Below are 1,935 nucleotides of genomic sequence, written 5' to 3' on the forward strand. Positions count from 1 at the left end.
ATTATCCCTACGGAACATACAACATTCGCTCACCTTACTAATGTTCATAAAAATACATAAACATACAGGCATCCTACCTAAGTAAATTTCCACCTTACAACTCATTGTTCCGTAGGAACATCGCATCGGCAGACCAAAACAAAACCGGGGTGATCCGTACGGTAGGTACGGCTTGTGAAAATGAAGAAATATTAATGCGATGTTATCAGGCAATGACAATGCTCCTCAGCTTCGATGTTCATAATAAATGTTCTGTATTTTCCGAAGCCGGAACCCTGCAGTACAAAACAAGAAACTCCCGGCTTTCACCGGAAGTTTCTTAAGTCATGGGGAAAAAAGCAAGATTTAAACCTCTTTATTAACGGGCTTTTACAAGCCTGATTGTTTCTACTTCTGTACCCTGCTGAACCCTCAGGATATAAGTGCCTTGAGTGAATTCCCTGCCGAAGGTATTGATGTCATTCGCTTTACCATTAGTCTGGTATACTTTCTGGCCAGCCATGTTCATTACAACCATTGTAATGGGATCGTTAGTGTTATCAGTTTCGATCTTCACCCTGAAGTCTGAAATGGAGGGGTTACCCAAAGCTGTCAGGTAGATCGCGTTACACCTTCTCCTTGATTCGCTGATCACTGCACGGGTCGATACCGTCCTTTGAGAAGCATCTTTTACGGTAACGGTATAAGTGCCTGCTGCCAACCTGGTGAATACGTTGTTGGTTCCGAATGTACCGTTATCCAGCTGGTAAGTATACGGACCAAATCCGCCCCTTGCTTCCGCTTTGATATAACCGGTGTTAGATCCCCTGCAACCAAAACCACCAGAGTTTACGATGAGTCCCAGATCAGTAATTACGTCCGGTTCGCTGATGGTGAATGATTTTGTGCCGGTACATCCTTTTGAATCTTTCACAGTAACCGAATAAGTACCTGCAACAAGGTTGCTGAAGGTATTTCCTGACTGGTAAGCGCCATCATTCAGTTTGTAAGTGTATGGTGCAGTACCGCCGGTTGCAGTAACAGTTGCAGAAGTTGTACCTCCGTTTACAGCGATCGTACCCGGAGCTACTGATACGCTGATGGCAGTTGGCTGAGCGATAGTAATGGTCACATCATCCGCTGCACCATTGGCATCCGTTACAGTAAAGGTATAAGTGCCTGCTGCTTTGGTGAAGCTACCCGTACCAGTGTATGGTGCTGTACCGCCGGCTGCAGTTACTGTTACAATAGTGTTTTCGCCGTAACAGTTGATAGTACCTGCTGTAGCTGCCGCAACCAATGCGGGTACCTGTGCAGGCTGGCTTACAGAGAAGGTTTTTGTAGTGATGCAACCCTTTGTGTCTTTAGCCCTGATGCTATGTGTACCAGCCACTACATTGGTAAATACGTTGGAAGACTGGTAAGCACCATTATCGTAGCTGTAAGTATAACCCGGTGTGCCGCCTGTTGCTGTAGCAGTGGCTGTAGTTGAGCCGCCATATACAGCGATCGTACCTGTAGCTACTGTCACATTGATGAGCGTTGGCTGAGTTACAGTGATGGTCACATCATCTGTTACACCGGCTGCGTCAGTCACCACAAAAGTATAAGTGCCTGCGGCTTTGGTGAAAGTACCAACACCGGTATAGCTGCCAGTACCGCCTGTTGCCGTAACAACCACGGAAGTTGTTCCACCGTTGCAGGTGATGGTGCCTGCCGTAGCGGCCGCAACCAATGGTGCCGGAGCGCCTGGCTGAGATATAGTCCTTGTTTTGGAAACAGTACAGTTATTGGCATCTTTCACTGTTACGGTGTAAGAACCTGCGGTAACGTTGGTGAAGATGTTGGAGGACTGGTATGCTCCGTTATTGAGTTTGTAAGTATAGGGTGCTGTACCGCCGGCAGCAGTTACTGTCATGGTAGTAGAACCACCATTTACAGTGATCGTACCTGAAG

The 1,935-nt window shown here is 46.9% G+C and carries 1 protein-coding gene; it reads right to left on the minus strand.

Features of this window, described 5'->3' with window-relative positions:
* Window positions 1-358: 358 nt before the first annotated feature.
* On the minus strand, window positions 359-1,935 hold a 1,577-nt coding region (locus EGI32_RS10865), incomplete at its 5' end, for a T9SS type A sorting domain-containing protein (protein WP_255155408.1).

The sequence above is a fragment of the Ferruginibacter sp. HRS2-29 genome, from assembly GCF_024343615.1.
Classification (GTDB): domain Bacteria; phylum Bacteroidota; class Bacteroidia; order Chitinophagales; family Chitinophagaceae; genus Ferruginibacter.